This is a genomic window from Paenibacillus hunanensis (assembly GCF_034055775.1).
Classification (GTDB): domain Bacteria; phylum Bacillota; class Bacilli; order Paenibacillales; family Paenibacillaceae; genus Saccharibacillus; species Saccharibacillus hunanensis.
Genome location: NZ_CP139194.1, coordinates 4,677,548 through 4,701,711, shown reverse-complemented (window position 1 = coordinate 4,701,711; position 24,164 = coordinate 4,677,548). Strand labels below are relative to the sequence as shown.

At 47.6% G+C, this 24,164-nt stretch carries 17 protein-coding genes and 2 riboswitches; of the genes, 9 read left to right on the top strand and 8 right to left on the bottom strand.

What is annotated here, in order from left to right; translation table 11 throughout:
* Positions 1-5 precede the first annotated feature (5 nt).
* Positions 6-91, bottom strand: a riboswitch (cyclic di-GMP riboswitch).
* 48 nt (positions 92-139) lie between these two features.
* Positions 140-225: riboswitch (cyclic di-GMP riboswitch) on the bottom strand.
* A 200-nt stretch (positions 226-425) separates the two neighbouring features.
* Both SK066_RS19010 and pdxR read right to left on the bottom strand, forming a co-directional pair.
* Positions 426-1,082: a class D sortase gene (locus SK066_RS19010; RefSeq protein WP_320542656.1), complete on the bottom strand. Its 657-nt coding sequence runs from the start codon at positions 1,080-1,082 to the stop codon at positions 426-428.
* A 316-nt stretch (positions 1,083-1,398) separates the two neighbouring features.
* Complete coding sequence (pdxR, locus tag SK066_RS19005; RefSeq protein WP_320542655.1) at positions 1,399-2,853, bottom strand: MocR-like pyridoxine biosynthesis transcription factor PdxR; 1,455 nt, start codon at positions 2,851-2,853, stop codon at positions 1,399-1,401.
* A gap of 500 nt (positions 2,854-3,353) precedes the next feature.
* Here pdxR and SK066_RS19000 point away from each other — a divergent pair, with 500 nt between their 5' ends.
* Complete coding sequence (locus SK066_RS19000; RefSeq protein WP_320542654.1) at positions 3,354-4,046, top strand: LysE/ArgO family amino acid transporter; 693 nt, start codon at positions 3,354-3,356, stop codon at positions 4,044-4,046.
* A gap of 270 nt (positions 4,047-4,316) precedes the next feature.
* Here the strand turns inward: SK066_RS19000 and SK066_RS18995 are convergent, their stop codons facing one another.
* The 3 genes from SK066_RS18995 to SK066_RS18985 all read right to left on the bottom strand — a co-directional run bounded on the left by SK066_RS18995 (position 4,317) and on the right by SK066_RS18985 (position 7,347).
* A complete protein-coding gene (locus SK066_RS18995; protein WP_320542653.1) occupies positions 4,317-5,183 on the bottom strand; it encodes a sugar phosphate isomerase/epimerase family protein in 867 nt (288 codons plus the stop codon).
* A gap of 248 nt (positions 5,184-5,431) precedes the next feature.
* Entirely contained in the window at positions 5,432-6,289 is an 858-nt protein-coding gene (locus SK066_RS18990) for a sugar phosphate isomerase/epimerase family protein (protein ID WP_320542652.1), read from the bottom strand.
* Positions 6,286-7,347: a Gfo/Idh/MocA family protein gene (locus SK066_RS18985; protein WP_250343005.1), complete on the bottom strand. Its 1,062-nt coding sequence runs from the start codon at positions 7,345-7,347 to the stop codon at positions 6,286-6,288. Before SK066_RS18985 ends, SK066_RS18990 begins: the two co-directional genes overlap by 4 nt.
* A gap of 209 nt (positions 7,348-7,556) precedes the next feature.
* Here SK066_RS18985 and SK066_RS18980 point away from each other — a divergent pair, with 209 nt between their 5' ends.
* From SK066_RS18980 to SK066_RS18950, 7 genes are all read left to right on the top strand, one after another.
* A complete protein-coding gene (locus SK066_RS18980) occupies positions 7,557-8,429 on the top strand; it encodes an AraC family transcriptional regulator (RefSeq protein ID WP_320542651.1) in 873 nt (290 codons plus the stop codon).
* A 117-nt stretch (positions 8,430-8,546) separates the two neighbouring features.
* Positions 8,547-8,762 carry a hypothetical protein gene (locus SK066_RS18975; protein ID WP_320542650.1) on the top strand — a complete coding sequence of 72 codons (216 nt, stop codon included), beginning with the start codon at positions 8,547-8,549 and terminating at the stop codon, positions 8,760-8,762.
* Between the two features lie 233 nt (positions 8,763-8,995).
* Positions 8,996-9,214 carry a hypothetical protein gene (locus SK066_RS18970; RefSeq protein ID WP_320542649.1) on the top strand — a complete coding sequence of 73 codons (219 nt, stop codon included), beginning with the start codon at positions 8,996-8,998 and terminating at the stop codon, positions 9,212-9,214.
* A gap of 469 nt (positions 9,215-9,683) precedes the next feature.
* Positions 9,684-11,261: a methyltransferase domain-containing protein gene (locus tag SK066_RS18965; protein WP_320542648.1), complete on the top strand. Its 1,578-nt coding sequence runs from the start codon at positions 9,684-9,686 to the stop codon at positions 11,259-11,261.
* The gene (locus tag SK066_RS18960; RefSeq protein WP_320542647.1) at positions 11,258-14,041 is read left to right on the top strand and encodes a polynucleotide kinase-phosphatase; all 2,784 of its coding nucleotides are present in this window, start codon (positions 11,258-11,260) and stop codon (positions 14,039-14,041) included. Before SK066_RS18965 ends, SK066_RS18960 begins: the two co-directional genes overlap by 4 nt.
* A 1,277-nt stretch (positions 14,042-15,318) precedes the next feature.
* On the top strand, positions 15,319-16,548 hold the full coding sequence (locus tag SK066_RS18955) for an RtcB family protein (RefSeq protein ID WP_320542646.1): 1,230 nt from the start codon (positions 15,319-15,321) through the stop codon (positions 16,546-16,548).
* Positions 16,549-17,044: 496 nt separating this feature from the next.
* On the top strand, positions 17,045-18,334 hold the full coding sequence (locus tag SK066_RS18950; protein WP_320542645.1) for an MFS transporter: 1,290 nt from the start codon (positions 17,045-17,047) through the stop codon (positions 18,332-18,334).
* A 383-nt stretch (positions 18,335-18,717) separates the two neighbouring features.
* Here the strand turns inward: SK066_RS18950 and SK066_RS18945 are convergent, their stop codons facing one another.
* The 3 genes from SK066_RS18945 to SK066_RS18935 all read right to left on the bottom strand — a co-directional run bounded on the left by SK066_RS18945 (position 18,718) and on the right by SK066_RS18935 (position 22,015).
* Positions 18,718-19,749, bottom strand: coding sequence for an SDR family oxidoreductase (locus tag SK066_RS18945; RefSeq protein WP_320542644.1), 1,032 nt, complete (start codon positions 19,747-19,749; stop codon positions 18,718-18,720).
* Entirely contained in the window at positions 19,746-20,852 is a 1,107-nt protein-coding gene (gene uxuA, locus SK066_RS18940; RefSeq protein WP_320542643.1) for a mannonate dehydratase, read from the bottom strand. The genes SK066_RS18945 and uxuA overlap by 4 nt, the downstream gene beginning before the upstream one ends.
* Before the next feature lie 230 nt (positions 20,853-21,082).
* Positions 21,083-22,015 (bottom strand): helix-turn-helix transcriptional regulator, encoded by a 933-nt coding sequence (locus tag SK066_RS18935; protein ID WP_188778488.1) that lies wholly within the window; start codon positions 22,013-22,015, stop codon positions 21,083-21,085.
* A 339-nt stretch (positions 22,016-22,354) separates the two neighbouring features.
* On the opposite strand from SK066_RS18935, the gene SK066_RS18930 reads away from it, so the two are divergent.
* The gene (locus SK066_RS18930; RefSeq protein ID WP_320542642.1) at positions 22,355-24,151 is read left to right on the top strand and encodes a motility associated factor glycosyltransferase family protein; all 1,797 of its coding nucleotides are present in this window, start codon (positions 22,355-22,357) and stop codon (positions 24,149-24,151) included.
* Positions 24,152-24,164: the final 13 nt, after the last annotated feature.

Sequence of the window (24,164 nt, the reverse complement as noted above, 5' to 3'; positions counted from 1 at the left end):
CTCCTTTCGGTAGCTGGCTGCCAACTCGGTAAGCGAGTAAGGCCCTTTAGCTTTGCGTCCCTGTTTTTCAACAGGTTTGCCATTATCGTACAAGTTTTATAAAATTTGGAATTAATAGAATACAAAAAAAGCTTATCCATTCGGTAGCTGGCTGCCAACTCGGTAAATGAGTAAGGCCCTTTAGCTTTGCGTCCCTGCTTTTCAACAGGTTTGCCATTATCGTGCAAAAGCTTTGATCTAATCGTTCAAGCTATGCGAATGTGTACCAGGTACACGATATCAAGTAACAGAGAAATGAAGACTTGTAGCACCCGTAAAAAGTTACTGAGTAACCACAATCTAATCATAGCACTTTTTGCCGAAATCTCAATCTTTATTCGCTAAAATACGCGAAATGAATAACACTTTTAGCCTTGTTAAATGAATTAACTTTGACGATCGGTTCGATGAGCATGAACGATCAGTCGATGAGTAGGATTAATGAGTGGATCACAGGTGACAAGCGTTAATTCTTGCTCCTTGCCATTTGCGTTTAACACCGATACATCGGTAGGTTCAACAATGTGAATCTTATCGACAGTATAGGTGTAGGAGCGACCCTGTGCCTCAATCTGAATCGTATCTCCAAGCTTCAGCTCATTAAGACGATTAAACAGTCGTCCATACTTGTGAGCCCGGTGAGCAGCAACAGCAAAGTTACCAATAGCTCCTAGCTGATTCGTCTCCGAAATGTGTACGGCAGCGCTGCGCATATTATCACGCGTTGCGCCTTCCACGATAGGCAATTTTACATCAATCACAGGAATCGTAATGATGCCGATGATGTCGCCTTGAGCTGCCGCAGTAAGCGCGGAATCAGCACTATTATTATTATCGGCAGCAGCCCCCTCATTTAGTAGAGCATTTACGAGAGAATATTCATTTTTTAAATTATTATTTTGAGCGCTTGAGCCAGCGACTTCACCTTGCTCTGCCTGTGCCAGCAAACGCTCCTGCTGCCAGTCGGCATACCATTCGGATGCCTTGGGATAGAGCAAAACAGCAATGCCCAGTAGAATGAGCAGATACGACCATTTTTTCACAGGCGATTTCGCCCCCTTTTTAATGAATCTTGAAGCATGATCTGCAATATAATATAACTTCATAACTTCGCAAATACTAAGCTCCTTATATACTATTAAAGCTCTTTTTGCCTAATGATTCAAACGATATTACAGCAAATAAATAGGTGTACGCTTATTGAATAAGAATAGGCGTACATGCTGTATTTATAGTAAATATAGTCACCAGACATAATATAATCGCTCATCGATCCAATGCTCAAGTGACTGGCTGTAAGATGCATCATGCACGCCTATAGGCTTGGCGGCATCGAATCGGCTCAACGATAACAAGCGGTTACGTATTCATACATTGCTTAACGAGCTGACGCAATCGATAAATGCTCTGCTCCAGCTGCTTCATGTCTGCATAGGAATACGACAAACGGATGTGGTGAGATGCCTGCCGATCATACATATAACCCGGATGAATCAAAATCTGCTCACGTAACGCCAGCGTAAACAGGCGATGGACATTCACGTTCGTCGGTAGGCTGAGCCAGATATAAAAGCCGCCTGCTGGCGCATTCCACTGCGCGATATCGCCAAAATACTGCTCCAATGCAGCCAGTAAGCGGGCTCGTCTTGTGCGAAGCTGCTGACGTACCCATGTCTGGTGCTGCTCCTGATGACCATCTGCCAGCCAGCGTGCAGCGACATACTGGGATAGGCCGCTGGAGCCGTAATCGGTTTGCATTTTAATATCGGCAAGTCGGTCGATCACTGGAACTGGTGCAATGATCCAGCCGACACGAATCCCCGGCGACATCATTTTTGATAAACTGCCCAGATACAAAATATTGCCCTGTCGATCCTGTGACTTGAGCGGTGGAGGCGGCTCTTCATCGAGCCATAGCTCTCGATACACATCATCCTCAATTAAAGGTAGAGACAGGCTGCTGGAGAGCTCCAGCAATTCTGCTCGGCGCTCGCTGGACAGGATCGTTCCAGTCGGATTATGAAACGTCGGAATCGTATACAGCAGACCGGGCTGGTGTTCGGCAATCTGCTGTTGCAGGTGATTGATCTGTATGCCGTGCTCATCCATCTGCACAGCATGTACGCCAATACCAGCTGACTGGAATACGCGTACAGACTGAATATATGAAGGCGTCTCCGCTACAATACACGACGGTCGCTGGAGCAGCCCAACCGCAATCAGCTGTAACGCCTGAAGCGCACCAGAAACGATCAAAATCGATTCAGGGCTGCATGAAATGCCTTGCCGTTCGGCATACTGAACGATTTGCTCTCGTAAGCGAAGGCTGCCCTTCGGCTCCTCATAGCCAAGAAAAGGCTCATCACTTGTATCGGCTAGAATGCGGCGTACACGTTCCGTTGGCAGCAGGTCAGGCCCCGGCTCTCCCGTCCCGGTACGGATGATGCTTGAATCATATTCCGCCTCATTGATTTGGCGAATCGCTGGTAAATTCGGCTGATGAGCTCCAGACTCCACATAGCTGTCCCAATCAATCGTAGCTGCTGCCAGACGATTCCATGTGTTATTGACCACTCGTGTCCCGCCGCCCTTATTGCCCTCGACCATTCCCCACGAAGCAAGCTCATCCAGCGCCTGAGTGATCGTGCTGCGATTCACACCGAGCTGTTCTGCTAGCTTACGCTGTGAAGGCAGGCGTGTACCTACAGGCCATTCGCCGTTACTAATACGTTGCCGTAGCTGCTGCTCAATCTGGCGATAAAGCGGGATCGTTCCATCGCGCTCTAACAGCCAGGAGCGATTAGACCTGTTCATGATAGCTTCCTCCTTACGATAAACGATGCACTGCATGATACATTTCAGTATAACAGGTGTATGTGGAAGACAGTGAGATGTAAGTGCAGGGAGTACCGTGTGAATCCTAATGTGCAGACGAAGCATTTAGAACTATGTGCATCGCAGTATGGTTTGAAGGAAGCTTACTTTAAGTGAAGATGACCAGATGCTATGCCTGCATATAGAAGAGCAGCTATAGAGATTTAAATGTAGATAATGGAAAGAGAGAGTACTCATACTTGGAGAGCAGGAGCAGGAGCAGGAGCAGGAGCAGGAGCAGGAGCAGGAGCAGGAGCAGGAGCAGGAGCAGGAGCAATAGCTAGCTCATTAAGCGGCTGTATATAGATCATGATGAAAGGAATAATTCGATTTTCCTATAAGAAAAGAACATTTGGCTGGGATACAGACATTTTATTTGGCTGTTGGATGAGGGTACAGGCATTGATACAATGGGCTTTATGTAAAAGGGGGAGATCCATATGGCTGGTGTGATTATACATGCTTTTATATTAGCATTGGGATTAATACTGCCGCTAGGTGTGCAGAATGTATTTATTTTTCAGCAGGGGATGGTACAGCGTAGCTGGCGTGCTGTGCTTCCTGTTGTCATTACCGCTGGATTATGCGATACGCTGTTAATTAGTGTGGCTGTTGGGGGCGTCTCGGTTATTGTCCTTGGTTTACCGGGTGTGAAGCTGGTGCTGATGGGTGCAGGTGTGTTGTTTCTAATCTATATGGGCTGGGTGACATGGAAAAGTGCTGCTGTATCCTCGTCCCATCCGTCTATAGTAGAGCCGAATAAACAGATAGAGGGAAAGGAAGGCTCTGGTGGGATGGTAACAGCTCCTATGAATGCCAGACGGCAAATCGGTTTTGCTTTGTCTGTATCGCTGCTTAATCCACATGCACTGCTCGATACGATTGGCGTGATCGGTACGAACTCGCTGCGCTATGAGGATGGGGAGCGGTGGGCCTTTACGTTGACCTGTATTATCGTATCGTGGCTGTGGTTTGTCATATTAGCGGTAGCAGGCATGACGATTGGGCGATTGGATCAGAGCGGGCAATGGTTCCGATGGCTGAATCGTAGCTCTGCGGTATTGATCTGGGGAATTGCGCTGTACATATGTGTTGGGTTGTATGGGGAACTGCGAGCCGTTATCGGTTTCTGATGGGTCATAAAAAAGAGCCAGTATGCACCTATGTGCGTTCTGGCTCTTGATCGTCTAGTTCCGTTGCTTTCATAACTAGATGCTAGATGCTAGCTTCATACGTAAGCTTGCTTCCTTTAACTCAGTTATCTTAAATCCATCGAACGGCGTGGTAGTGCTTGCATTTATTTTCTGGTAGTACTCTCATCGAATAGAGTTTATATAATAATCAAATACGAATAGAGCCTCCATACTAATGAAATATTGAATTTTCGATGAAGCTCTGTAGCTTTATTTCGCCTTAAATCGACTGATAAACTCCACAGCCTGGCGAATATCCTGCTCTGGCTGATTGCCTACCTCACGCTCAATCGTTAGATAGCCTGTGTAGCCAATCGCCTGCAATGCTTCAAAATAAGCAGCAAAATCGACCTGACCTTCTCCTAATGCCACCTCGCGAAAGCCGATACTGCCATCCTCGAACGCAGTAATCTGCTCATGGCTCAGATCGCCATATACATCATACGGATTGACCTCCGCAGTACGAATCCCGTCCTTCACATGCGTATGCACAATATAGTCACGGAGTGTATGAACACCCTGTACAGGATCATCGCCAGTGACCATCACCATATTAGCCGGATCAAAATTGACAGCGACCCCTTTGTTATCGAGCGAATCGAGGAATATTTTCAAGCGTTCTGCTGGCTCTGGCCCTGTCTCGATGGCAAAATAACCGCCCATATCCGAAGCGAAGGAAGCGAGCTCGTTGCACGCTCTTTGCATGATCGCATATTCCGGATCACTCGTCTGCTCGGGAATTACACCGATATGTGTGGTGACGATCGGGCTACCTAGCTCCAGTGCAAGGGTCATTACTTTTTTGGATTTTTCGATCTTCCAGAGATTGTCCGCTTCCTTCCGAAAGCCATGACCACCATAATCTGCGCACAATGCGGATACTTCAAGACCAAGTTCCTGAATAAACGACTTTAACTCGCGCCGTTGCTCGTTATTCAGATTGTCCGGGTCCATTGCACCCTCGGTTGCCCAGATTTGTACGCCGTCTGCGCCAACCTCCTGTGCTTTTCTGAGATTATCACGCAAATCCAGCTTGAACGCATCAGCAATAACGCCGATCTTGCCCAGTCCTGCCATAAAGCCACATCCTTTCGATATATATTTTGATATATAATAGTAGATGTTCTCTAAATAAGATTTTATCGATTGCAGAAATAGTTGGTTTGACCATATTACGTTATCTTATACTCGTCTCCAGAATGAAATGATGAAGCTAGTCTAATGAATGATCTGCTATATAAAAATAAGGCTTGGTGTATACATAAATAGTCGTATCTTCATTAAATATCCATTCGGTAAACATTCATTTGGTCGAAAGACATTCGTCACACGGCATCCCAGATTCGGCGTACATTATCCAGCCCGATTGCGGCTCCGCTCACACCATCCTCCATCCCTTCAAATTCAACGGACAGATACCCATCATAGCCAGACGACTTGATCAGGCGCAGGATTTCCCACATATCCAGATCGCCATGACCGATAATTGCACCGCGCAAATACATGCCGCTTGTGCTTGTAAACCAGCCTGCACCCGGATTGCGATGCGCAGGACGAATATAGAAGTCTTTAATATGCACCATGGAAGCATAAGGTAGATTTTTCTGCACCGCAGCTAGTGGATTCTCATCTGCACAGACGAAGTTTCCCACATCAAGGGTAGTTTTATAATTAGGGCGATCCACCGCCTGAATGAGCGCCTGCACACGATCGGCATGCTGAATAAGATAGCCGTGATTTTCCACACTGGTAGTGATGCCATAGCCTGCCGCATGATCGGCAATACGTCGACAGGCAGAAGCGAGTGATTCCAGATGTCGATTGAAATTGGCGATCGATACATCCGGTGAGGAGGCTACATCATGGCGCATCAGCTTCACCCCAAGCTCAGCCGCAATCTCAACCTCACTCAGCACACGCTGAATCTCCTGCTCCACCTGCTGTTCATCCTCGCTCAGAAAATTAGCACCAATCGCATAATTGGATAGCTCAATCCCGCGTGTATGGGCACGTTCGACAATCTGCTCCAGTAGCTCAGGCTGCTCGGTCAAATTGTAGCTAAGCGGTACAATCTCCACATGCTCCGCGCCATGCTCTGCGGCATAGTCGATCACATCAGGGACAGTCATCTCACCAGACGCAAGCTTGCCATGCAGACTATACGTACTCAGTCCAAGCTTCACAGAATCACCTCCCGACGAAGTCGCGCCGATTCATAGATGCCTGTTAGCATCCGCATCATCTGTACACCATCCTCCACCGGACTGATCGGCTGACTGCCTGTACGCACACATTCGATAAAATGACGAATCTCGTTATCAAATGCTGTCGCAAACTGAAAGCTAGGATGATCGACCTGCGGCTGCACATTGAGCACGGTATTATATTTTTCCGTTGTAATCGATAGCGCTGGATCGACCTCAAAGCCGCCCTTACTGCCATACAGCTTAATCATGCCCTCATTTTCACGCGCGTGCAGGCTAAAGCTCACGTCGACGAGCAGGGAGGCGCCATTTTTAAAGCGGATCATCACATTTGCCATGTCCTCGACATCGTTCTTGGTGGCATCGTAGTCGGCTGCTTTGTAGTGGGACAGATGCTGGATATGTGCACGATTGCCCAGCTCATAATACGTATTGCCGCTCACGGATAATGGCTCCGGTCTGCCCATCAGGTACCAGCACAGATCAATAACATGCACACCGATATCGATCAGCGGGCCGCCGCCTGAACGTTCAATATCGCTAAACCAGCCGCCCGGATTACCAAAGCGCCGAATATAGGAAGCTTTTGCATAATAAATATCTCCAAAATCGCCCTGATCGCTAAAATGCTTGAGCAGCTGGGCATTGTTATCATATCGACGTACAAAGCCGACCATCAGCAGCTTGCCTGTCTCTTTTACAGCGGCAGCAATCTGCTCTGCTTCCTCCATCGTACGACATAACGGCTTTTCAACGAGTACATGCTTGCCTGCTCGTAGTGCAGCAATGCTAATCTCCGCATGCGTATTATTCCATGTACATATACTGACCGCATCGATCTCTGGATCGGCGAGCAGCTCGTGATAATCACTGTAAGCCTGCGCCCCTTCATAGCTTGCCGCAACGGTCTGTGCACGCTCCAGATTCTGATCGCATACGCCACGAATTGTTACACCCTCATGTCTTGCATAGGGGCCTAGATGAAACTCCGAAATACTGCCAGTCCCAATCACACCAATTCCAATCGTCTTTGTCATGATCGACTCTCCTATTCATATGGCTGAATATGTAGCTGTGTAATTACCCGGATTATATAATCGTTTGCCTTGCTGGAGCATGAATGGACGTGCGGTTTATTTGTACAATTGTGCTATTTTGAGAGCGTTTTTCGTCTGGACGGCTGTATACGAAGTGAGAATGGGGTATAGTGAGGGGAGGAGATTTCTTTGCGAAGGAGGTTCCAGCCATGAATTGGCCTGTTAATCTGCAAGAGCCGATGAGTATGCCCGATCCTTCGTTTCCGATCAAGGTGAACTTTTGTGGATCGCGTGAGTATGGACAGGTGTTATTTCCGCATCACTGGCATCGGCATATGGAGTTTCTATATGTGGAGAGTGGAGAGGCGATGATCGAGTGTAATGCGAAGCCGATTCATGTGCAGGCAGGCGATCTGATCGTGCTGAATAGTCATGATCTGCATCAGGGCATTAGCCTGTCGAGTGAGCTGGTGTATTATGCGCTGATCGTGGATTTGCAGTCGCTGCAAAGTCCTTCACAGGATGCGGTAGAGACACGCTTTATCACTCCGATGACGCAAAATCGATTGATTTTCCATAGCTATATTCGTGGAGATACCGGGCTACAGCGCTGTATGGAGGACATTATCGATGAATTTCGCGATCGCCGAATCGGTCATGAATTAGCGGTGAAATCGCTCATGTATCGACTGCTTGCTTTACTCGTACGGGGCTATGTCGATGATCTGTCCGATTGGCGACATACGGAAAATCGGATGCGTAATGTGGAGCGCTTTACACCGATTCTACAGCATATTGAGCAGCATTATGCGGAGGAAATGACGATTGAGCAGCTGGCAGAGCTGGCAGGCTTGAGTCGATTTCATTTTAGCCGTGTATTCCGCGAATTAACTGGGCGCACGGTAACCGAATATGTGAATCAGGTGCGGATTAATCGGGCGGAATATTTGCTGCTCAATACGGGGATGACAGTATCGGAAGTCGCGATGGCGGCGGGATATAACGATATTTCTTATTTTAGCCGTACGTTTAAGAAGTATCGGGATAGGGCTCCATCTGATGCAAGAGCAGGGCGCATGTGAGGAGTTAATACTGAGCGCTGTAGAGTGAATATGGTGCATTTGTATAATTATGCTCTATATAGCTGTTAAAATGGAAGTATCACTACATTTGGAATGGTAAAAGGGGAATAGAGCGATATGGTAAATGGTTTGGTGTGGGCGGGATTGATCGCGATGGCAGGCGCGGTGTTTTTGAGTAGTTCGTGGATGGGCGGCTATGTTAGCGATGTGGATGAGACAGCTGCACAGGAACGACGTATTCGCAAAAAACAGCGCATGCGCTGGGCGATGTGGTGTCTGGTGCTATCGCTCGTGATGTTTGCACTGGCACTACTGGTGTATAATTTGCGATAGAAGCAGAAGCAGAAGCAGAAGCAGAAGCAGAAGCAGAAGCAGAAGCAGAAGCAGAAGCAGAAGCAGAAGCAATCTGCTGTGCTAATTTAAAGGGCACAGTGGAGCATGCACTACAGCAAATTCGCGGTTGACAGAAAACGGAAAGGCAGTTTATGATGTTGACTATTCGAGGGCAGCAGACGCTGACCACTACGTATACATTACACTTCGTGAGAAAAGGAGGTCCGGAAGAGATGATGAACATCAATCTGTATTTGCAGGCATTCACATTGCTAAGTGAGCTGAGTCGTAACGAATATAATCCTCGTCCCGAGGAATCAGAACAATTCCAGCATAATAGCAATACGATACAGATTGAACTGACTGATCACTCCACCCGGATCTTCGCAGTGGCATACAACCTTGCTTTCTCGCCTGTTCGGAGCTTGCACGCCTTCCTGTGCGTAGCCTGATACAGACGCTAGATAAGCTGTAAACTCTGCATATCGAAGATACATACAACCGAACAATTTATCTTAGCTTACTGTGTACACTTTCAGGCGACATGCTCGCAAGGAAGTGAATGGACAGTATGAGCAGGAAGATTGCAAGGCAAACCGGCCGTGGACTGAAAAGTCTGCGGCCTTTTTTGTATATAAAATGGGTTGTGTCGCAACGATATTCGCCATCGTCCAGGGGAAGTAGTAGTGTAGAAGGAAGAAGTACGAAGCAAGTCGAAGCAGATTGAAGCATAGAACATGTTAAAAGCACTAAAAGCACTAAAAGCACTAAAAGCACTAAAAGCACTAAAAGCACTAAAAGCACTAACGTAATCAAATGTCTGTTGACTACACAGCAATAGCACAGGCAACTACTCGCACATAAGATCCAACCAAGCAAGTCCAAACCTATAGCCACACCCTATCAAAGGAGGCAGTAATCATGTACTTAAAAATTCGATCAGTCGGACAGGATGCCGGCATGATCTCGCATTTACTTGCGAAAAATCCGCATAACCTTTATGACCGCGATGAAAAAGGCGCGCGTGTGCGTATCGTATATCCGGTATTCACAGAGCAGGAGCTGGAGGTGCTGCTGTTCGTAACACCTGATCCTGTCGAGCTGGTGAAAGGTACGCCAGATAGCTATGACATTACACAGTATATTAACGATCGCGAATTTGCAGTGAGCAGTCTGTTTTGCTCGTATCTTCGGTCTGCACTCGGAACTGCGCTCAATGGTAAGCCTAAGGCAGACTACACCGAATGGGTGCAGCACCCTTTTCCGCTGGAGGTCAGCTTTGGCCCGGTCGCTTCCAATTTGCCGGATGATGTCATGACGTTGTTGTTCACATCGCTTGGGTATGAAGTTCGACTGGAGCGTCCAGAGACATCGTATTCCTTTAAGCTAAAGGAGCGCAGCACGATTCGGGCCGTTCATTTAACAGGTAGGACGACATTACAGCAGCTGTTACGTCAGTTATTCGTACTGATGCCCGTACTGGACGATTACAAGCATTATTACATTGGCGAGGAAGAGATTGAAAAACTGCATCGCTATGGTGAGGGCTGGCTACGGGAGCACCCACAGCATGCGTTTATCGCTCGCCGCTCACTGCGATTCGCTCCGCTTTTGCGCCTATATCGTCAAGGGTTACCGGAAGAAGTGGCGCATAATTTTGATACGCGTGGTCGTTTTTTGCGTGCAACGGACGAGGATGCCGATTCGCAGCTGGATAATGGGACAGCAGAGCAAGCGATGAATGAAACGGAAACCTCATCTTCGGATCTGCTCGATGGCTCGATCAATGAAATGGACAAAGTAGAAATTATAGTGGAATCAGAAGAAGTAGCGGAAGCAGAAGCGACAGCAGCTTCCGAGCTAGCCCAGAAAACGGCTAAAGCACCGCGACTGAATGAGCTCCGTTATGAAGCGATTGTCGCTTGTGTGGGGGAGCTTCAATCCCACCGCAGCGTAGTCGATTTTGGTGCAGGAGAAGGCAAGCTGTCTGAACGACTGGCTTCGATTGCAGGCGTGGAACAGGTATGGGCGGTTGAGCCGTCTGCTTATGCAGGCGTACGGGCGCTGGATCGTTTTGCAGCAATGGAGGAAAAGGGGGCGAATGTCGTGCCCCAGCTGGCGACGGGCTCACTCTTTTACCGGGATGAGCGCTGGAGTCGGCATGATGTGATGATTCTGTGCGAGGTAATCGAGCATATTAATGAAGCGAGATTGCCGATGGTAATGCGCACACTATTCAATGATTACCAGCCGCAAACGCTCATTATGACCACACCAAACCGTGAATATAACGCTATCTATGAGCTGGACGAACAGCGGATGCGGCATGCGGATCACCGTTTTGAATGGACGCGTGCGGAATTCCAGACATTTTGCCAGCAGTGGAGTGAATATGGTGGATACCAGGTGACCTTTGAAGGGATCGGCGAGCGTTCAGATGAATATGGACAGCCTACGCAAATGGCAATTTTCCAAAGAATAGGAGGGGATAAAGGATGAGTGACCAGCAACAGAGAGACCATGAAATGTCAGCGCAAAACGATATGAGCGTCGATGCTAAAAACCAGCAAGCAAAGCTGGATGATGGACATACCAAGCGCTCAGGTGGCGGTCGCGATACGTATACAGCTAATGAGTCGCAACAGCAGTCTCGTACATTCACTTCGGATGAAGCACCTGTACTGGAGCTGCCTGTAGGGGCGATCGTACTGCTGATGGGCGCCTCCAATAGTGGCAAAACGACATGGCTACAGCAGCAGATCGAGCAGGGGATTTTACAGCCGGATGAAGTCGTATCCTCTGACCGTTTTCGTGAGATGGTGAGTGGACTGGAGCATCTGGACTGGCGCCGCCCGTCACGCGATGAGAGTGAGGTATTGTATCAGCAATACCATCTGATCTCCGATCGTGCATTCCACATTATGGATGAGGTCGTGCAGGCACGTTGCCGCCTGAACCAGATGACATGGATCGATGCGACCCATATCCATGAAGCAGATCGAACCAAGTATGTAGAGATGGGGCGTCGTTTACATGTACCTGTGCTGATCATTGCGCTCGATGTACCGGAAAAAATATTGCTGGAGCGCGATCGTGACCGGAAGCACCCGCGCGGACGTGACCGAATCAAGCAGCATTATCGGAATTTCCGTAGTGAAATCCATCGACTGAAAAAAGAGGGTTTCCAGCAGGTGCATATTCTTCGTCCGCACCAGCTGGCGACACTGCAAATGGTACGTTTGCCACATCCATTACTGCATGAGATTGGCGCAGGCATTGATGTGATCGGCGATATTCACGGCTGTTATGAGGAGATGCTGGAGCTGATCGGGCAGCTTGGGTATGTACCGGATGAAGCTGGAATTTACCATCATGCTGACGGTCGTATGCTCGTCTCGGCTGGCGATGTGATGAGCCGGGGGCCGCGTTCAATCGATACGATGCGCTTCTGGCAACGACAGCTTGCCGCAGGGCAGGGGCTGATGGTGGATAGCAATCACGGCTGGAAGGTCGCGCGCTATCTGCAAGGTCGTCAGGTGAATATGACGCATGGTGATGAGCTGTTTGTCGCTGAATTGCAGCAATACGAGCAGGAGCATGGAAAAGAAGCAGTGGAGCAGCTAAAGGGTGAGTTCCGCGATATGCTGCTTGCTGCACCATCCCATCTCATTTTCACGAAAAATGGTGTGCGTTGTGTGGTCGTCACGCATGCGGGTATTCGCGATCATCATATCGGGAAGCAGTCGAACCGCATTTCGGATTATTGTCGTTATGGTGAAACGGTGGCAGGTCAGCATTCGGATAAGCCGATACGTACGGATTGGTTTAACGAGCATCAATCGGGTGAGCTAATCGTCTGGGGGCATGATCCACGTCTGCAACCTACAATTGCGAATCGCACGATCAACATCGATCAGGGCGCTGTATTTGGCGGACAATTGACAGCCTATCGTTATCCAGAGCAAAGCTTCGTCTCGGTAGAAGCGAAGCAGGATTATGCCGCTGATCCAGATAGCCCGCTCATTCGCCTGCGTAAGCGCCGCTTTGCTGCACCGGATCTGGGACAGTTTATCCAGGGCTATAGCGTGCTGACAGATAGCTATGGAGAGATTGGCGTACGTGCCGAGTTTGTTAAAGCAGCGATTGATACGACATCCCATTACACGGTGCCGCTGGAGGAACTGGTCTATATTCCACCAACGATGGCACCACCTCATGTGTCGGCATTGCCAGATTATCTGGAGCATCCGGCTGAGGCTGTAGAATATTATCGTTCGCGTAATGTGAAGCGACTGGTGGCTGAGAAAAAGCATATGGGAAGCCGTGCGATTGTGCTGCTATTCCGCAATGAACAGGCTGCACTTCCGTATATTGGCCGTCCATTACAGGGCAGTATCTATACACGTACCGGACGCGCCTTTTTCCAGCCACAGCTAGAGCGCGAGATATTGGAGCGCTTACGCAGTGATCTGGAGCAGGCAGGCTATTTTGATCGCTATCAGACGGATATGGTACTGCTCGATGCCGAGATTGTACCGTGGAACCTGAAGGCACGCGAGCTGATCGCATCCCAGTATGCCCATGTAGCTGAAGCTGCCCTGCATGATCGGCAGACGATTCTGGATACATTGCAGACTGCCGAAGCGAACGGTCGACCGGTACAGGAATGGGTTGGCGAATGGACAGAGTTGCTACAAAATGCAAATGTCTTTGCCGAAGCGTTTCAGGCTTATTGCTGGGATACCGATGGTATGGAAGGCATTCGCATCGCACCATTCCACATTTTGGCTCATCAAAATCATGCCTTCACCGAGCATGAGCATGTATGGCATATGGAGCATGCGAAGGAGCTTGCCGCTTGCTCTGATCTGCTGATGGAAACCGAATATAAGGTAGTCGAGCTGGATGAGGATAGTGAGGATGAGCAGCGGCTGATCGATTGGTGGACAAGCATTACCGAGGAAGGACACGAGGGGCTGGTCATCAAGCCGGAATATATGACTATGCACGCTAGCGGCAGATTAGTCCAGCCAGCGATCAAAGTACGCGGACGCAAATATTTACACATCATTTATGGTATGGATTATTTGCACCCCGACAACCTCAAGCGTCTCAAGCAGCGCAAAACTCGCAAAAAAGAACGCCATGCACTGATGGAATTTGCACTGGGCATAGAATCGATCGACCGCTTCGTCCGCAAGGAGCCGTTAGAGCGTATGCACGAGTGTGTACTGGCTGCACTTGCACTGGAAGCAGATGCGGTTGATCCGCGGCTGTAGATGATGATGCAAATGACGTGGGGATATGCTTTTGGCAATCGCTACTCTTGTAGGTTGAGCAAGCTGGTGTGCCTGTTGCGCTAGCCGCTCTGGATAGTGAGCGTACTGGTTTGTTTGTTGCATCAACCTCTGAACGGTGAGCATACTGGCATGCCTGTTGCACCAGCCACTCTGGACGCGAAGAGCACTGATAGATCTGTCGCAACCACCACTCCAGGCAGAGAACATGCCAACGACCTCCGGTTAAGCCGGGATACTTGGAATGGGGAAAAGCGGACGTATCCCGGCTTAAAGGTCGGTCTTTTGGCATCGTTCTCTGCCTTCCGTTCTGTGATTGGATGAAAGGTTGGTTATCATTAGTTGCCTTCGTTCCGAGTATGCTGTGCTACTCTGGCATTTTTAGGATTTTGTAATAAGCTATGTGCGAAGGTCATTTGAGGATTTTATAGTGGTGTGATGGTAGGACTGTATGTATGCGGTTGAAGGTCTACTGCAATTATTTTATAGTGCACGCTGTATATAGAGTCAGTGATGCTTGTGCTGGGGTAGTGATTGAAGCATTCAGATAGGTATAATGTAGTCGTTTAAATAATAGATTCATTACGCTAGTTGATCTATATAGAAGATAAAAATATCTTAACTGGATATTATGATGCATTTAATTTTCTGAGTTTTAAGAAGCAGCTTGATCTATAGCTTCATATAAAAAGTTAGTTGGTATGATTAACGACTTAGTATAGCTAGCTCTATAGTTAGGAAGTAGATATTACATCAAAATCAAAAGCACATCTGATGCGAGTACCACGGAACGGAGGGAAGGAAATAAGGGAAAAGGATGGACTTGCCGTGTTAGCGATTTCCTAACACGAGGTTCAATAGGAAGTGATTTTTGCGAAGCAAAATATCTTACAGCTTCCGAGCACGGGAATCTACAATGTATTCCTAATCCGTAGATTCCTGTGCGAGACGGGAGTCCGTTCCCTTATTCCTTACCGTAAGTGATGTAAGCTTCCCATCCAAACAGATGCATACCCATTCATAATTCAATGAAGTCATACACAAAATCATAATAAAAAGCATGTGAAAACCAATTCAGCAAAATAGAATACATTAAGATCGAAAAAACACCTAGTTACCGAACATAATCAATGCGTCAAAGCAGCAAAAGAACGATTACCATAGCGCAGCCGCAGCATTTAGTATCACGTTAAAAGTAGCATACGAACTCAGCTGTCTCATCATAACGCTAGACAGTTTACGATAAAGGAGGAAAAACAATGGCTTTTCAAATGATTGAAGGCGTACGAATATGGGGTGATCCTGATGCAGGGGCGGTGAGTCAGGCGATTACGTGTTCGCAGCATGGCAATGTCGTGCAAACGCTGTTGATGGCGGATCATCATAAGGGCTACAGTCAGCCGATTGGTGGTGTGGTGGCGTACAGCGGTCAAATTTCACCGTCGGGGGTAGGATACGATATCGGTTGTGGAAATAAGGCAGTGCGTACGAATCTACTTGCATCTGATGTGATGCCGCATATCGGCAGTATAATGGATCGAATCGCCAGCACAATCGCCTTTGGCGTAGGACGGGGCAATCGGTATATGGTCGATCATGAATTGTTTGATGATCCAGATTGGAATGTATACATGCAGGTTGCCGGGCAAAAGGGGCATAATGATCTGAAGCAGCTGGCTCGTCAGCAATTAGGAACCGTAGGCAGTGGCAATCACTATGTCGATCTGTTCGTTGAGCCTGCGACAGATCGGCTGTGGATCGGGAACCACTTTGGAAGTCGAGGCTTTGGGCATAAGACGGCGAGTGGATTTTTGAATCTGGCGGCAGGGCGAGAGTTTTTTGGCAAGGCACCAGGAGAGCATATGGATCAGCCGCCGGTGCTATTGAATCTGGATGATGAGGTGGGCGAGCTGTACTACCGTGCGATGAAGCTGGCTGGACGCTACGCGTACGCAGGCCGGGATGTGGTGATTGATGAGGTGCTGCGATTGATTGGAGCAGAAGCAGATTTTGCCGTACACAATCATCATAATTTTGCCTGGAAAGAGAAGCATGCTGGACAGGACACGATCGTTGTACGTAAAGGAGCAACACCTTCTGCGCCAGGACAGCTGGGCTTTATCGGCGGCAGTATGGGCGATATCTCGGTCATTGTCCGTGGCAAAGATAGCGTCGAAAATGTAGAATCGTTCTACAGTACTGTGCACGGAGCTGGACGGGTGATGAGCCGTACACAGGCGGCGGGCAAAATGAATTGGAAAACACGAACTCGTTCTGGTGGAGCCATTACAAGAGAACAAATGCATCAGGCGATCACTGATTATGGTGTCGAGCTGCGCGGTGCGGATACCGATGAAAGCCCATTTGTATACCGTAAACTGCAAACGGTGCTGGATGCGCATCGCGAGACACTGGATGTACTGCATGTGCTGCGTCCGATTGGTGTGTGCATGGCAGGTGCGGATGAATTTGATCCATATAAGGATTAATGAAAGAACAGTTGCCTGGGTCGGATAAAAATAACAGGTCATTAACGGATTCAGGGTCGCGTATCATCTACGATGAGGTTATGGATCATTCACTTATACAGCAGTCTCCATCGGCTGCTGTATATTTTTTTATATTCTTATAATTCTTAATTACGCTATTTTTATATGGATAAATATCTTATATGCGTATAAAATGATAAAAATAAATTCCATTTTATTGAATTTTTTTGTGTGTAAGTGCTATACAATTGTAAGCAGACGTGCGATACTTAAAAATGATAAGTGAGAAAAGAAAATCACGCCCCTGTTTTTTCATCACAGCCTGTATTTTATTTCAACAAAATCAATAAACATGTACTGCATCGATCTTTGATTGTATTGTGCTGTACCCGATTTCTAATTGATACATACTACACAGCATTATGCCATGCTTCTTATTCTTACCATCATTATTGTGTTCTCTAGCTTTTACTTTATATAGAGAGGGATGTAGCAAGTGATAAGAAAATCGTTTTATATGCTATGGGGTACACAGACGGTGTCCAATATAGCCGATATTGTCTATCAGCTTAGCCTGATCACGCTTGTATTCACAACAAGTGGCTCGCTGGTGACGACGATCTTTATTCCGCTCCTTCGCTTATTGTCCAAAATGGTGAGTGGGCTGGTCGCACCTGTCGTAATGGCGCGTTATCCGCTCACAGCGATTTTATTAGGCTCACAGCTAGGACAATTTGTCGTGTTTACGGGCTTGATCGGCTATTTATGGCTAGCACCAACCCCTTATTTTCCACTGGTATTTTTGACAGTCATCGGTATGTCCTTTCTGGATGGCTGGACAGATCCAGCGCGTAACGCATTAATTCCCAGGCTGGCAGAAGGTGAAGGACTGATCAAGGCAAACGGTCTGATGTCGGTGAGCGATCAGATTGTACGTTGCTCCGGCTGGGCACTCGGCGGTATTATCGTCGCTGTGATCGGCGCGTTACCGACGATGTGGATCGCCTCGGTTAGTTATTTTCTGGCGATGTTCTTCACCGCGTTTATTCGTGATCCGTATGCGCGTGCTGGACTGACAGCTGCACCGGAAGCCGTAGATGGAGAAGCGAACAATACAGTCAGCAAGCCCTCCTATGGTGATCAGCTATCCAGTGGCTGGAAAGCATTGTTGGCTAATCGCCGTGTGCGTCTGATTGCGATTATCGATAATATCGATACATTAGGGGGAGCGGCTTGGATTGGTGCGTTTGTACTCGCATTTGTTATTCAGGTACTGCATCAGGATGTAAGCTGGCTCGGCTTTATGAATGCAGGCTTTTTTATCGGCTCGATTGTCGGTGGTCTGCTGGTTGTAGCGATTGGTAAACGAATCTGGACGAACGCTTACCTATACATGCTGGTAAGCCTAATGATCTATGTGGCGATTGCTGTTGCATTTGCGCTCAATGTATATCCGATTCCAGCCCTTATTTTGCTAATGCTTACCGGTCTGCCTGTACAGGTAGCAGGTGTTATTCGTTCGACCTTGATTCAGCAAAATCTTACGCCTGCGGAAGCGCCAAGTGTCATGTCCGCACTGAGTGCACTGAGCAATCTGACCTTTGCACTGGCGATGCTGTTCCTGAGCTGGTTCGCGGATCGCTTTGGTATGCGGGATATGTATTTGCTGGCAGGGCTATTAACAACGGTTGCTGTTATTGTAGGCTATGTCTGCCGGTCGGTGTTTCGCAAGGAGCTGTCCGAGTCGTATGAGACGGAAGAAATGGCAGTTGTGAATAAGGCTTAATGTATACAGAATCGTTGCAGTTATGGGAAAATTCGCACTTTGATGAGATTTAGAAAACGAATAGTATCGTTTTTAATGCATCGCACACGTATAACCGAAACTGCATAGTGAAAAAGAGATCGCTCCACTGTACGTTCTCTTTTCAAAAGCGAAAAGCCTTCCGACGAACGGAAGGCTTTTTAGTCTAGTATTTAGTTTAGCATAGCGTATAACTGATTTCGTTTGGATAGAGGATACACAGTCGTAAGCTTTATTTAGACATAGACCTAAATATAGGCATAGACATATATATATAGGCGTACATGCTCGCTATAGCAAATATTTTACGTTATACCATCCTACATCTATAGCAATGTCGTGACATCCCTCAATACAATCTCTCCTTACACGCCAGAATACGCCATAAACCCACCATCCACCGGTACTGTAATTCCCGTTACAAAGCCGGATGTATCCACATCAGACAGCCATAACAGCGTACCGAGCAGATCATTCGGCACACCGAAGCGCCGCATTGGTGTATGAGCAATAATCTTCTCTGAGCGCTCTGTCAGTGAACCATCCTCGTGTTTGAGCAGACGATGATTTTGCTCCGTGAGGAAGAAGCCCGGCGCAATCGCATTAACCCGAATACCACTCTCAGCAAAATGTACCGCCAGCCATTGCGTAAAATTGTTGATTGCCGCCTTGGCAGCAGAGTAGGCAGGCACCTTGGTCATCGGGCTATACGCGCTCATGGATGAGATATTGATCACGGTAACGCCGGGACGTCCCACCATGCGACGTGTGAAAATCTGTGTCGGAATCAGCGTACCGATCATATTCAGATCAAGCACCTGTCGGAATCCATCGACCCCGATATCGTAAAAGGTCTGCATATGCTCCACATTCAGATCCTGCTCGCTAAACGTCTCACTCGTTGTATTCGCATCCGGTCGATTCCCGCCTGCGCCATTGATCAGAATATCGCACGGGCCTAGCTGCTCTGTCACTGCCGTCTCCGCTACGATCACGCTATCCTCTTTCGTTACATCGCAGGCAACCGCAATCGCCTCGCCACCCTGTGCCCGAATATCGGCAACGACGGCTTCACCCTTTTCCAGTGTTCGATTGAGAATCGCCACACGGCAGCCCTGACGTGCCAGCTCCAATGCCATAGAACGACAGAGCACACCCGCACCGCCTGTAATCACCACCACTTTGCCGCTGAGCGAATCATGTAGCGGTAAGGGCTTTAATTCTGTTTCGGTCGGCGGCTGTTCACCCTCTACATGGCGAATAACCTCACGCAGTGTCTGGTCAACGAGCTTGTTGCCCGTCGTTGGCGCAGCAGGAGAAGAAGGAGGGGCAGAATCCGAAGCTGCTTGTGGCCGTAGTTGTGCATGTTCGCTCAGTTGTTGTTCGTGCTCGTTCATACAGTATCCTCCTTATGTTGCTGTGCAGATGCCAGCGATTTGGAGTTACGGAGCGCATGGGTATCCCACAATCCCCACAGATACATAATTCCAAGTGCACGATCATACAATCCATAGCCCGGGCGACATTGCTCATCCCACAGATGGCGTCCATGATCCGGTCGGCAATAGCCTGTAAAGCCTTCCTCGTGATATGCCTCCACGATTCCAGCGATATCTACACTACCATCCTGCGTCCGGTGCGACGTTTCCTGGAAATCACCATTCGGCTCGACCTTCACATTGCGAATATGGGTAAACGGAATCCGATCCGCAAATTCATGCACCATCCCGATAATATCATTGTCCGGATTAGCACCGAGCGAGCCAGTACACAGGGTGATGCCGTGTGCTGGACTATCCGACAGGCTGAGGAAGCGGCGAATATTGTCCTGATTGCGAATAATACGTGGCAATCCGAAGATCGACCATGGCGGATCATCCGGGTGAATCGCCATCTGGATGCCATTCGCTTCAGCAACCGGAATAATCTCATCCAGAAAATACTTCACATTACGCCACAGGTCTTCCTCTGTAAAGCCCTGATAGGCTTCAAATAGCTCGGTCAGATGTGCCAATCGCTCTGGCTCCCAGCCGGGCATCGTCAATGCAGAGTTAGACTGGATTTGCATAACCAGCTCGAATGGATCGATATTTTCAATGCGGCTGTATTCATAAAATAACGAATTCGAGCCATCGGGTAGCGGATGGTGCAGATCGGTTCGTAGCCAGTCAAAGATCGGCATAAAATTATAGCAGATCACCTTGACCCCGGCTTCACTCAGATGCTCAATCGTCTGCTTGTAATTAGCGATATAACGGTCGCGTGAAGGTAAACCAAGCTTAATGTCCTCGTGAATATTCACGCTCTCCACGACTTCAATATGTAATCCATGCTGCTCTGCGAGTGTTTGTAGCTCGCGTATGCGTTCCTGTGGCCATACTTCACCGACAGGAATATCGTGGAGCGCCCAGACAATGCCCTCCACACCTGGAATCTGACGAATCTGTTCCAGAGTTACTGTATCATTTTGCTCACCAAACCAGCGAAATACCATGCGCATAAAGATATCATCCTCCATAATCGAATGGGTAATGGTGCCTGAAGTGCCATGACAAAAACAGGTTAAACGAAACAAAAAAACCGGGCAATAGCGCCACGTCTGCCCGGCTGCATGCGATATACGGTATAAACGCTAGCAAATATCGGACAGCCGCTCAGACGATTCTACATTAGAAGTGGGTAGCCTGTTCCTGATGAACATCATTTACCCTTGTAGATTGCCGGAATGCATTACACACCTGCTTCAAGCGGCTGACTCATATGCAACTGTGTTTTACGATAATGACTTGGCGAAATGCCAGACCAGCGTTTGAATTGACGGCTGAAATGTGCAATATCCCGGTAACCGAGTGTAGTTGCAATATCCTGAATGGACATATGCGGATCGGCGAGCAGTAGCTTGGACTTGTGTAAGACCAGATTGGATAAATAGCTGCGCGGGGAAATCGCAAATACCTGATGGAAAATGCGGTTGCAATGTGACGGACTGATACCCAGCTCAGCCGCAATATCGTCGATGCCATAATGCGATTCTGGACGCTCTTCCTCCGTCAGATTACGGCTGACAATCGCTTGTAAACGGGCAGCAATCTGGTGAGCCAGCTCCATATGGGCATACGTCGATGGAGACGCCTGCGCTGCTTCGTTCAGCAAAATCTCCCACAGCACACTGAACAGCTCGAATGATGCCGCCTGCAAACGAATGCGGCGAGTGATCATATGCTGTCCACCATGCTCGGCTGCCTGTACGAGCTTCATAATGCAGGGCTCGATCTGTCTGGCTGCCAGGCTATTTTTGCGGAAAATCAATTGATTGGTTCGCTCCAGCAAGGACAGGAATACACGATCATTCATTTCAAAATGAATGCATACATACACCAGCGTTCCTTCGCTAATGCTGCGACTCATGTGATTGACCCCTGGAGGCAAAATAACTAGATCACCAGCCTGCTGTACATAGCTGTAATCCCCGATCTTCATTTGCTGTGTCCCTTGAAGCACATAATTGATCTCATACTGATGATGCGCATGGCTCGGACATTCCCAGTCGCGGCTAACCTCGCGCATATGAATCCCGAGCAGATTAACCGATGTCTGTACATCCGGGCAAACGGTTTCCGATACACTGAGACCCCATTCCGGAGAAATAAAGGAAGTGGACATAGATAACCTCCAATCTCACATTTATGGTTGCGTGAAATTCGACTCCAACATGCTGGATCAGCCCAAATAGCGTGACGAAGATGGATAAGGGTAATTTTGCTAGCGTCATTAACTTCAGCATACATGTATATGAAGAAAAATGAAAGGGTTTTCATTGTGCTGGAATCAAATAAAAAAAATAGCGCTAAAAAAGACGCAATTTTTTCCGATTAATAATAGTAAGGATTAGCAGTTTATTATAATCCAATTAATAGAAGGAATTTTTTGAAATTATAAGAAAGTGAGGATGAAATGGGAGCCTTAAAAAATAATCATATAATAAAAACGAAATTTCCACATTTGGATGACATCTTACAGGGAAGGAGTTCGCAGGCGAAAGCGATTGAAATTGAGCCTATTCATACAGGCAATAATAGCAATTTGTATATCCGTTATGGCAACCGAGAAGCCACCATACATAATGAGGAATCTCCCTGGCAGGAAGCACATGATTTATTTTTACAATTAAAGGATGCATCGATCGATCATATGATGTTTTTTGGGATGGGCATGGGACATCATATTTTGCAATTTCAGCGGCAATTTCCGCATATTCCATTTTCTATTTATGAGCCGAGCGTGGAGGTTTTCCAGCAATTCGCTAAACATGCAGTGTTGGATGAATGGAACATGGATCAGTGGCGGAATTTGTTTGTGGGTGATGATGAGCAGGAATTGGCGAAACATCTGAGAGGGTTTGTGGATCGGACACCGGGTACGATTTCTAGTTGTGCACTTTCCGCGTATACACATGTATTTGAGCAGGAAAAGCAGGTTTTTAACACTCTATTGTCCAACACGCTCAAGGGAAAGCATGGTAATTTGCAAATCAGTAATAAATTTAGTGTGTTCTGGCTCAGCAACAGCCTCCGTAATTTTCAGTATGTAAGGAGTACGCCTAACATCTTACAAAAGCGAGAACACTTCTACAATAAGCCCGTTATTATCGTCTCGGCAGGACCTTCGTTGAATGAAGAGATGGAGCACTTGAAAATGATCAAGCAGGAGCGTTCTGCCTACATTCTAGCTGTCGGCTCAGCTTTATCTACATTAATTCATTATGGGATACATCCGGATGCGATATGCAGCTATGACCCGAATCCAGGTAACGGTGTCGTGGTCAAGCAGGTGATGGAGCAAGGAATCGACGATATTCCACTTATATTTGGCTCGTCAGTAGGTGGGATCGATTTGGGGAATTATCCGGGACCCAAATGGCATATGATTACGAGTCAGGATACGATTGCATCTTACTTTTTGCCTGCTGCACAGACGGGGTTACCTGTTGTATATGATGCTTCTTCGATTGCAATTATTACCTTACAGCTACTGTGCATGATGGGCGCAGGGCCGATCATTCTAGTCGGTCAAAATTTCGCTTATAAAGGAGCATTACGATACGCACAGCATATTGATCATATTGATCCTGTACATTATTTTGAAGGTGCTCCCGTCGTACAGACTCGAGGTGTGCAAGGAGAAGTCGTAGAGAGCAATCCCGCTTTTCTCAGTATGAAAAAGGAAATGGAAGTTTATATCCGTATGTTCGGCAAGGCCCAGATTTTTAATACGACACAGGGCGGCGCCCATATTGAAGGCACTCTATTCAGGTCATTGCAGGACATAAGAGCGAATGATCTTAAACCAAATACGATTGATGCTAACTGGCTACAGCATCCTGAGGCGAATGAATGGTCAGCTACGTTGCCGGATCGGATGCAGCTGCTTCAGATGGAGCGCCAAAAGCTAAATAAGTCAGTCGAAGAATTACAGCACATTTTTAAAGATATGCAAGGGTACGCAAATCGCGGGGAGCGAGAGCCATTGCAGCAATTGTTTTCTGTATTTGATGCGACATTTGATCGCTGGCTTGGTAATCTGTATTCCAAGCTATTACTTATTCCTGCGAGCCGAGCACAATACGAGCTTCTGTACAGTCAGGTTGAAAATGTCTTGAAAGAGCGTGATCCAGTTCGAAAGACGGGATTGATCCTGCGTTATTATGTAGACTTCCTCAATCATGCTGGACAGGTTGAACAGCAAATTCATCCAATGTACACCGAGATGCTTACAGCACTCGCTGCTAAACCACAATAAGCCAAAATTATAG

What these genes read in the sequence shown, in the direction of transcription:
- SK066_RS18995 (WP_320542653.1), bottom strand. Translation starts at nt 5,183, where the DNA reads ATGGCAGGACTGGGCAAGATCGGCGTTATTGCTGATGCGTTCAAGCTG.
- SK066_RS18985 (WP_250343005.1), bottom strand. Translation starts at nt 7,347, where the DNA reads ATGACAAAGACGATTGGAATTGGTGTGATTGGGACTGGCAGTATTTCG.
- pdxR (WP_320542655.1), bottom strand. Translation starts at nt 2,853, where the DNA reads ATGAACAGGTCTAATCGCTCCTGGCTGTTAGAGCGCGATGGAACGATC.
- SK066_RS18935 (WP_188778488.1), bottom strand. Translation starts at nt 22,015, where the DNA reads ATGTCCACTTCCTTTATTTCTCCGGAATGGGGTCTCAGTGTATCGGAA.
- SK066_RS18975 (WP_320542650.1), top strand. Translation starts at nt 8,547, where the DNA reads ATGGTAAATGGTTTGGTGTGGGCGGGATTGATCGCGATGGCAGGCGCG.
- SK066_RS18965 (WP_320542648.1), top strand. Translation starts at nt 9,684, where the DNA reads ATGTACTTAAAAATTCGATCAGTCGGACAGGATGCCGGCATGATCTCG.
- SK066_RS18980 (WP_320542651.1), top strand. Translation starts at nt 7,557, where the DNA reads ATGAATTGGCCTGTTAATCTGCAAGAGCCGATGAGTATGCCCGATCCT.
- SK066_RS18955 (WP_320542646.1), top strand. Translation starts at nt 15,319, where the DNA reads ATGGCTTTTCAAATGATTGAAGGCGTACGAATATGGGGTGATCCTGAT.
- SK066_RS18970 (WP_320542649.1), top strand. Translation starts at nt 8,996, where the DNA reads ATGATGAACATCAATCTGTATTTGCAGGCATTCACATTGCTAAGTGAG.
- SK066_RS18945 (WP_320542644.1), bottom strand. Translation starts at nt 19,749, where the DNA reads ATGAACGAGCACGAACAACAACTGAGCGAACATGCACAACTACGGCCA.
- uxuA (WP_320542643.1), bottom strand. Translation starts at nt 20,852, where the DNA reads ATGCGCATGGTATTTCGCTGGTTTGGTGAGCAAAATGATACAGTAACT.
- SK066_RS19000 (WP_320542654.1), top strand. Translation starts at nt 3,354, where the DNA reads ATGGCTGGTGTGATTATACATGCTTTTATATTAGCATTGGGATTAATA.
- SK066_RS18960 (WP_320542647.1), top strand. Translation starts at nt 11,258, where the DNA reads ATGAGTGACCAGCAACAGAGAGACCATGAAATGTCAGCGCAAAACGAT.